The sequence below is a fragment of the Novosphingobium sp. FG90 genome (assembly GCF_057808725.1).
This window is the reverse complement of record NZ_JBMDIO010000048.1, coordinates 22,920-31,600: the sequence shown is the minus strand read 5'-3', so window position 1 is coordinate 31,600 and position 8,681 is coordinate 22,920. Positions and strand designations below refer to the sequence as shown.

General features: G+C 64.4%; 6 protein-coding genes. 1 reads left to right on the top strand and 5 read right to left on the bottom strand.

Annotated features, from left to right (window positions below; genetic code table 11):
• Window positions 1-11: 11 nt before the first annotated feature.
• On the bottom strand, window positions 12-1,703 hold the full coding sequence (locus ACODRZ_RS24475) for a recombinase family protein (RefSeq protein ID WP_488986283.1): 1,692 nt from the start codon (window positions 1,701-1,703) through the stop codon (window positions 12-14).
• Between the two features lie 138 nt (window positions 1,704-1,841).
• On the opposite strand from ACODRZ_RS24475, the gene ACODRZ_RS24470 reads away from it, so the two are divergent.
• Complete coding sequence (locus tag ACODRZ_RS24470; RefSeq protein ID WP_488986282.1) at window positions 1,842-2,498, top strand: helix-turn-helix transcriptional regulator; 657 nt, start codon at window positions 1,842-1,844, stop codon at window positions 2,496-2,498.
• A 335-nt stretch (window positions 2,499-2,833) separates the two neighbouring features.
• On the opposite strand, the gene ACODRZ_RS24465 is transcribed toward ACODRZ_RS24470, so the two are convergent.
• The 4 genes from ACODRZ_RS24465 to ACODRZ_RS24450 form a co-directional block, all read right to left on the bottom strand.
• Entirely contained in the window at window positions 2,834-3,289 is a 456-nt protein-coding gene (locus tag ACODRZ_RS24465) for a ubiquitination-like system serine protease family protein (RefSeq protein WP_488973043.1), read from the bottom strand.
• Entirely contained in the window at window positions 3,289-4,473 is a 1,185-nt protein-coding gene (locus ACODRZ_RS24460; protein ID WP_488973042.1) for a ThiF family adenylyltransferase, read from the bottom strand. Before ACODRZ_RS24460 ends, ACODRZ_RS24465 begins: the two co-directional genes overlap by 1 nt.
• A complete protein-coding gene (locus tag ACODRZ_RS24455) occupies window positions 4,448-5,191 on the bottom strand; it encodes a multiubiquitin domain-containing protein (protein ID WP_488973041.1) in 744 nt (247 codons plus the stop codon). The genes ACODRZ_RS24460 and ACODRZ_RS24455 overlap by 26 nt, the downstream gene beginning before the upstream one ends.
• Before the next feature lie 82 nt (window positions 5,192-5,273).
• Complete coding sequence (locus ACODRZ_RS24450; RefSeq protein WP_488973040.1) at window positions 5,274-8,678, bottom strand: UvrD-helicase domain-containing protein; 3,405 nt, start codon at window positions 8,676-8,678, stop codon at window positions 5,274-5,276.
• Window positions 8,679-8,681 lie beyond the last annotated feature (3 nt).

Here is an 8,681-nt window from a genome sequence, read left to right as displayed (position 1 = left end):
GCTCGTCAGGCTCATAACCTGAAGGTCGTAGGTTCAAATCCTACCCCCGCAACCACCGCCATAGAACTCGATATGCTGCCTTTGCAGGTCGCGTTGTCGTTCAGGGCGTACACCGCCAGATCCGCCACCTTCGCGACGATCTCCGCCTCCGGACCATGCGCGCTTTCAGGGTAAATGGTCACGCTCTCGATCAGCTTGTCCATCAACTCCGCCGCTTCCGTGTGGATGCTCTCGTCATTAAGCGTCTCGCGCAATGCACCGATCTTCTCCTTGAACTTGCGGACCAACTCCGGGTGAGGGAGTATCTCGGCGATTGGCTTCCCCGGCGCCCTACGGGTCAGGCGCATTTCCAACTCTGTCTTCTCCGCCTCACGATCTGACAGCATTTTGATCAACGTCGGGCTGAGCACGCCGGCCAACATATTGGCGGACAAACTTTCGAGTTCTGTCTCGATCACTGCGAGACGATTCCTCGCAATCCGTTCCCGGTCAATCTCATGGCCGCTGATCTTCCTCACCTCTCGGTTGAAGGTCTCCGCAAAGATCTTCGCATGCTCCTCCGTAAAAAGATGCTGCTGGAGCGCGGCTATGGCAGCATGCTCCAGCGCGCCCTTGCGGACGGAGAGCGTATTACCGCAGGTCCCTCGCTCCTTGTGGCCGGCGCAGCGGTAATAATCCTTGCCGCTGATCGTATAGTTCGAGCCGCAGTGGCTGCATTTGATCAGACCGGAGAGCAGATGCTTCTTGCGCGGTTTGCCGGCAGGCGAGCCCGGTTTACCTGTCTCAGCTTGTCTGGGCTTGTTGGAGATTGATCGACGGCTCATCTCAGCGCGAACCGCTTCCCATAGTTCATCGTCGATGATGCGCAGCTCTGGCACGTCGATTTCCAGCCATTCGGACTGATCCCGCATCTTGTAGCGCCGTTCGCGATTCTCGCTGTCGGGATTGCGGCGCCATTTGCGCCGGCCCCAGATCAGGCGACCAACATAGAGGGGGTTATTCAATATGCCTGTATGCTTCTTCGGATCGCCGCGGATGGTCGAGGCATTCCATTCGCCGCCGCGTGGGCCGGGAATACCCTCAAGATTGAGCGCCGTGGCGATATCGATGGAGGAAAGGCCGCTCGCGAAATCCCGGTAAATCCTTTCCACGACCTCGGCTTTGGCTGGTGTGATATCCAAATATCCCCGGATCCGTTCGCCTTCCTGATCAAAAATCTTCTTGCTGTCATACCCATAGGATCGGCCGCCGGCGATCCGACCTGCTGCGACGGCGGCGCCCATGCCGCGCAGCGTTTTGTCAACGAGGTTCTTGAGGAAGATGGTGCCCAGCAAAGCGGCGACACCGAATTTTACCTGGTCGACGTGATTTTCCGAAACAGTGTATAATTCTGCCCCGTGATAGGCCAGCTTCTTCCCCAGCCAGGCGACATCCTCCGCGTCACGTGCCAGTCGGTCCAGAGACTCGCATACCACCATGTCGGCTTCGCCATCATCAATCAGGCGCAGCAGCTGTTTGAGGCCAGGACGGTTGCGCTTGTAGCCGGACATTTCTGGATCATGGAAAGTCGCGACCACCGTGCCATTGAGATAATCGACCAGCTTCATGCAGGAGGCCGTCTGGTCTTCGCTCGACGTGATCGTCTGCAAGCTGGTGGAATGGCGACCGTACAAGACGATACGCGGGGTGGACTTCATGAGCATGATGCGCTGTCCTTCTCGTGGGGATTGCCCGAAGATGGGTCGGCAACGGGCTCAGCGCAATGGGCCTGCGCCGCCTGTTTGGCGAGCAGGCGCACAAGATCGGCCAGCGCTCGCTGCGCTGCCGGATCCAGTTTCGTTGTGGCTTTCTTACCGACCATGAGCCGGTTTTGGGACGGCGATTTTCAGGCGTGCATCAACTACACATTGGTGCTAAAATTTTTTATGTCCGATGGAATCAGACCGTATCGCTTCCGTTTGCCGGAAGGCCTGAGCCATTTTGACAGCAGTTTTGGAAAGGCCTTGAAGGAGCTTCGGGCGGAGACCGGAGAAACGCAGCAGGAAGTCGCCGACGCTATCGGGATTACCCGCACAGCCCTTGCTAGGCTTGAAAACGGAAATACCTGGCCGCGTCCCGACACGTTCGACGCACTGCAGGGCCATTTCAATACCGACGGCGAGGAATTGGCTGTGCGGCTGCCCAAAGGAGAGCAAGCACTTAGGCCCGTGCGTCCATATTTAGGAACACGGCGAGGGGCCACAATCCATAGGATGGGTGCGGATCTAAGAGAGGAGCGAAAAAAGAAAGGTTACAAACTGCGGCAGGTCGCAGCCTGGTCGGGCGTATCTGCCGCTCAGCTTTCACGCATCGAGCGTGGTGAATGCTGGAACTCGCCTCTCGTCGGAACCGTGGATGACGACAAATATCTCCATAAGGACGATCGGCCCCTGACATTCACAAACCAGGTCTTGCTCAAAATCTACCTCGGAACCTTCATACCGCCTGCCGACGAATAAGAGCGTGGGAAGAGCCGCGGCTGTGCAAACGACCCTTCCCGGTCATTCAGCGATCCATTTTCGCTTCCAAGGTGCAGACCGTCCGCTTTATTCGGCAGGTTACGACTAGCTTACGCCATTTCGATGCTTCTATGAGAATGTCGGCTCACGCTGGAATAAATCTTTCCAAGATTCCGCAAAATCTACGTAGCTACGCTTCAGAATATTGCTCGTTCGATCTCAATGGTAGACGATCCAAATGCACTTGTTCACTTGACCGGTGTAAATGGTGGCTAGCTTGGCCGAATGGGAGCCAGGTTCTGCGGATCTCGAGGACCCGCAGAACGATAGGTTTGTCAGGCTTTTGGTCCTCTAAGCCAGCGGAAGAGCCGTTCCCTCCATCCGGAAACGGCAGGAAGGACTTCTGGGTTTTTGGTAGTGGGGGCAGCTTCGGTGCCTTCGGGAGCTTCTAGTCCAAAGTGCGCCGCCTTCGCCCTGCGGTCGCGGCGTCGCTCTGCAGCGACCTCCGCGTCTGACCAAGGTGGGGCCTCGATCACTCGGTTGCGCCGGATTACGTAGTGCGACCGGCATGGAAGCGTCCAGCTGCCGACCGATGGGTGCAGCGTGACCGTCTCTCCATCGTAGGTAATCTTCCAGTCGGTCGGCGTCAGCGGGGTCACGACCTCTTCGCCGCAGCCGCAGCAGCAGCTGTGCGCAACACTTCCGTATTCGAACGAAACGTAGAGAACGCCCGGCTCGAGGACCTCGGGGAAGCTTTCGACGAACCGATGCTCCAAGACCTTGTCGCGCATCACGCCTGATCCTCGTTGAGCAGCATGTTGCCGTCGAGCGTGTAGGTCGAGTGGTGCTCGCGCTCGAGGTCGCAGTAGAAGCCGCAGAGTTTCTTCCACTTGATCACCGCCATGACTGCGTTGAGCGCATTGAGGTCGGCAACCTGTATGTTCGAGGCGTAGACGTCCTTCGCGCCGCCGCCGGCCAGCGGGATACGCGCGTGCGCGCCGACCGTCTCGCGCGTAGCGGGCGTGCTCGTTGTCACCCGCAGGATGCCGCTGAGGCCGTCGTCGCCGAGTTCGAGCCCCATTCCGATGTCGACGAAGGCCACGCCGCGCTCGTGTAGCCGCGCGACCAGAGCCGCCTTCGCCTCACCTGCGTCGAGGCTCAGGAAGGCGAAGTCGATGCCGTCGAGAAGGTCGAGGTTGTCGGCCGTGACTGCCTCGGGGATCGCGGTGACCCCCCGATGCATGCGGGCGTAGATAGCCTTGAAGTGGTCGACCTTTAGCGGCGCCTCGCGCAGCTCCTCCAGGCTCGGCGCCCCCGGCGCGCGGAAGGCGTTATGCTGGAGGAACTCATCCGCATCGAAGATCCGGACCTCGGCGACAGGGGTCTTGGCGACCATGTCGAGGATGTAGCTTCCCGATCCCCCGAGCCCAATGATCGCCACGCGGTGCCCCGCAAGCTTGGCAGTGAGCGCGCCGATGCCGACCCGGTCCGACGCTGTCTCGACATAGTTGAACACGCTTTCGGCGTCCTCCTCCTCGTCGAGTGCGCGGTAGGGGCGCGGGGTGGCGGTCGGATCGAGCGCCGCCGCTGGTCCCGCCAGGATCGAGGCGTAGGTGGTCATCTTGTGGTGGTAGTCGCGGTAGCCCCCTTCCGGCTTGCTCGAGAAGGCGTGCTCCGCCGTCAGCCCGTGGCCGAGGACGAAGTGCGTCGTCTGGTTTGCGATCGGCGCGATGCGCGTCCCGTCGGCGAGACAAGGATAGTCCCCGTCGAAATGGATGACATGGGTGTCGGGCGGGCGGGTCTGGTCTCCCGCCAGCGCCAGACTCGAGATGAGGGTGCCTCGGCGGACCTTGCGGTCGGCGTCGACGTAGGGAACCTCGCGCATCACGAGGAACCCACCCACCACCTGGACGAAGTAGCCTTCCTCGCGCAGCTTCGCGAGGTCGGCGTTACGACTGAACAGTACGCGTGACATTGAAGACGGTCCCCTGCTTGATGGTGACGACGCCGTGGGCGCCCAGCTCGCCCGCGTGCGGCTTCGAGGCCGCCTTGCGGTAGGTCATCGAGAAGACGACGTTCGCCTCATGCGGACCCGGGAAGGCCAGCTCGACGATCTGCTCGAAGGTCACCGTCGGTCCGCGCACAAGGCGCGCGCGGGTGTTGACGATGATCTCGATCTCGACCGGCGGGCGCGGAGCGGTGAAGAAGCGCTCGACGCCTGGCGCGCCGAGGTCGATCAGCGTCTCCGGCTCGACGAGGACGTCGGTGCCCCCGCGCACCTCCAGGAACACAGCCTCGTCCGGACCGGGCTTAGCCAGCGCCGCGAGCACCTGGCCGCTAATGACGGGCTTGCCCCAGCGCTGCTCGTGCGAGTTGACCTCGAACTTGAAGTCGCGATCGGTGAGGAACGCGATGAAGCGCTCGGCGCCGGCGCCGCGCAGGTCGAACGGCTCGTTGAGCCGGACGTCCTCGAAGTCGCCGTTACCGACGATCGCGAACAGGCTGTAGCCGCGCTCCGGCTCGAGGCCGGCGGCCTCTAGGATCTGGCGGCCGAGGGGGATGGGATCGGCGACCGCGAGGGGGCTGAAGTCGACGTTCTCGAGCGCGAACAGGATGCGGTAGGCGTTGGCCGGGCGCAGCGCGCGGCCCTCGCGGATCGCATCGCCGACGTCGTCGAATTCGGGTGTTTCCATAAGTTCTTTCCTTCTCGTTTGGCCGGACCGTTTCCCGGCTACGGAAGGATAATCGGAAGACCGGCGACCAACCGGAAAGGCGTCAGAACTCTTTTCTCAGCGTGCCGGCAGGGACGGGGCCGCAGACGAAGAAGGCCGGGCAGCGCGGGCAGACGCGCTGGGTGGGATCGGTCGGGAAGTCGCCGGCGCGGATCCGCCCGATGACCACCTGCAGCGCGTCGCGGCGGCGGCCGAGGACCAGGGGTGTCATGGCGAGCCGCGACACCCTGCCGTCCGTCAGGTGCACGACCTCGGCGGCGGAGCCCGGCGCGTTGTCGGCGATGGCGAGCAGCGCCGCCGCGACCGACAAATCCTCGGTGTCCGACTTGCGGTAGACCCCGGTGCGGACGCGACGATGGACGAAGTTTCCCTGTGCGTCGACAAGCACGTCGTCTGCGCCGTAGCGGACCTCGTCTCCGCCGAAGCGCAGGATCAGCGTTTCGGGCGTGAGGGGCGTGTGCGGCCCGCGCGTGCGGACGAAGGTGGCGACGAGCGCTACGGCCGCAGCTCGGAGCTCGGCGAACGTTCCGGGACCTTCGAGGCCGTGGTCGTCGCAGGCCGACCCGACGGCAGCGGCGAGGCGGGCGTCGTCGGAGACGTCGAGGCTGTCCCGGACGATCGCGCGCACGACGGAGCGCGCCGCCTCGTGCATGCGCATGTAGTCCGTTTCGGTCCGGCGACCGCCGATGCCCAGCACGTGGGTGTAGAAGAAGCGCCGCCGGCACTTCTCCTTTTCGAGCATCGCAATCTGTGAGTCCCGCAGGCGGACGGGTCCGTCGATATCGAGCGGGATCGACTCGCATTCGGGCGCGGGCGGGAGCGTGTGGAGGAGATCAGGCGTGCTCCGGATCACGCCGGGGCCGAGGCGCCCAAGGAATTCGGACAGCGGCCGGCTCTTCCCGTCGGACTTATGGGTCGCGGCGTAGAGCATGAGTCGGTCGCGCGCGCGGGAGGTCGCGACGTAGAAAAGGCATTCGCGCTCCTCTGCGTCGCCGGCGCGTAGCGCCTCCTTCACGTCGCCGGTCATGCCCGCGATGACGCCTTCCGGCGGCAGGCACTGGGGCGACTTGGCGGGGCTGGGAAGCGTGTCCTGGTTGAGGCCGGGGAGATGGACGCAGGAGAACTCGAGGCCCTTTGCTCCGTGGATTGTCATCAAACGCACAGCATCGAGGCCCTGTGCGGCGGCCGGCAACTGCCGGAGGTCTCGGTCGTCGCCGATTGCGACCAGCCTGCGGATGCGGTCCAGAAGCCTCGGCACGGCGCGGCCCTGCGTGCGGGGCTGTACGCGCAGGAAGTTCATCAGCTGCCAAATCGCGATTCCCTGGCTCCGGTCAGCAACGGATCCGGCTTCTCCGATCCGCGCGGCGATGCGGGTGCGGTCGAGGATGATCGTCGCCAGCGTCCGCCAGGGCGGCGAGTCGGCGTCGAAGCCGTCGAGGACGGCGGCAAGGCCGTCGAGCGCGAGGCCTCCGGTTGGCGAGATCGGCAGGGTTGCGCGCTCCGCCAGCCATTCTAGCGGCTCGTGCTCCTCGTCCCGAAGGAATTCCAGTACCGCGCCGACGTCGCCGAGCGTCAATTCGAGACCAGGCAGGCAGCCGGTCCGGACCAGCCCCATCGCACGGCGGTCGGCGAGCAGCGAGAGGAGGGAGAGGAGGTCCTTTACCTCCCCGCGCTCGAAGAGGCTGCCCAGGAAGAGCACCGGGATACCCATGCGCTCGAGGTCCCGCGCGATTTCGCCCAACCGCTCGTTCCCGGTGCAGAGCACGGCCTGGTCGCGGTAGGCGATGCCGGAGCGGAGCATCTCGTCGATGCCGTCGGCGATCAGCACAGGCTGCTCGTCCTTGCTCGTGCGCAGGCGGAGTTCGATCGGACGGCCGTTCGGGCCGCGTTCGGCGCGCAACGCGGCATCCTCGCCGCCCGCCGTCATCCGGACAGCGAACGCGGAATAGCCGTTCACGACCTCCTCGACGGAGCGGTAGTTCACCTCGAGCCTGCCCGGCGTGGCGCCCGGGAAGTCCTCCGACACGAACCGGGACATGCTGATCGGGGAGGCGCCCCGGAAGCGGTAGATCGACTGCCGCGCGTCGCCAACCACCCACAGGTTCTCACCGGTCGGGCGCAGGGCCTTCAAGAGCCGCACGCTAGCGCGGTTCACGTCCTGGTATTCATCGACGAGGACGTGGTCGTAAAGCCCGCCGATCTGCGCCGCGATGTCGGGTCGGGCCTCGAGCAGCTCGACCGGGAGCGAGACGAGGTCGCCGAAGTCGATCGCTTGGCAATCGCGCTTGAGCCGCTCGTAGACCGCATATATTCGTGCCACCTCGGCTGCCTTGAGTGCGTTCGTGCGTCTCGGCTCTTCCGCGCCTGCGGCGGCGCGCATTTCCTCGGCGCGAAGGGCGTAGTCCTCCGGACCGACGACCTCGTCTTTCGCGCGGGAGATGGCGGACAGGATGTCGCCGATGAGCCGCGTCGGGTCGTAGAGGTCCCGGTAGTGTTCAAGCGCGAGCCGAGGAAACTCAGCCTCGAGCAACTCGACCGCCTCGACGCGGTCCATCAGCCTGGGGTCGCCGGACAGCGAGAATTCCGGGCCGAGCCGGCGGATCAGGTCGAGGCCGAACGCATGGAACGTCCCGATCCACATCGCTGCCGCCTGTTCGGGCCGCTTGTCGGCAATCCGCTCGGACATCTCTCCGGCCGCCTTGTTCGAGTAGGTGAGGACGAGGAGCCTTCGGGGGTCCACGCCTTCGTCGAGCAGCTCGACGACCCGGGCGGTGAGTGTCTGCGTCTTCCCCGTGCCGGGACCGGCTTCTAGGATGTAAGGGCCGCCTCGGTGCGCGGCGGCGACGGCCTGGGCGGCGTTGAGCGGCTTGTCCGCCCGCACTTTCTCGTCGGGCTCGATCACTGGGAGCAGGAGCGCGTCGAACAGCTGTTGCGCGACCGTGTCGAACGGCGCGTTCATCCGTTCCGCGATCGCGGAAGCGGTCAACCCCTCCTCGAGGTGCAGGCGCCGCACAAGTGTCCGTGGGATGAGCAACTCGCGACCAAACAGGTCCATCTGGACCTCGCGGCGCTGGCGCCGGCCGTAGTCGACCACGCGGTCGATACCGGTCGGCGACGGTTCCGACGGGCGTGCCGGATCGGCCTCGATGACGGTCGCCGGCGCGCTCGCATCGCCGAGTTCGTGGTGGCCGAGCTCGTGTGCGACGAGGAAAGCCTGTTCGAACGGCGAGCCGACGTTCTCGTGTACGATGAGGTCGTCCTCGGGAATGAGCGTCGCCCGGCCGTTGTCGAGGACCGCAGCACCCGGATTGGCCGTGTCGACGTCGAGTCCGCGATCCTTCGCGACCGCAACCGCAAAGGCGTAGGGATCCGTGGGATCGAGCCCGCGCACCACTGCGGCGGCATGCAGCTCGGCGGCGCGCCGCCGTCCAAGCTCGATCGCGTCCACGGC

Coding starts and splice junctions, on each gene's coding strand:
- ACODRZ_RS24460 (WP_488973042.1), bottom strand. CDS start 4,473: ATGTCACGCGTACTGTTCAGTCGTAACGCCGACCTCGCGAAGCTGCGC.
- ACODRZ_RS24475 (WP_488986283.1), bottom strand. CDS start 1,703: ATGCTCATGAAGTCCACCCCGCGTATCGTCTTGTACGGTCGCCATTCC.
- ACODRZ_RS24465 (WP_488973043.1), bottom strand. CDS start 3,289: ATGCGCGACAAGGTCTTGGAGCATCGGTTCGTCGAAAGCTTCCCCGAG.
- ACODRZ_RS24455 (WP_488973041.1), bottom strand. CDS start 5,191: ATGGAAACACCCGAATTCGACGACGTCGGCGATGCGATCCGCGAGGGC.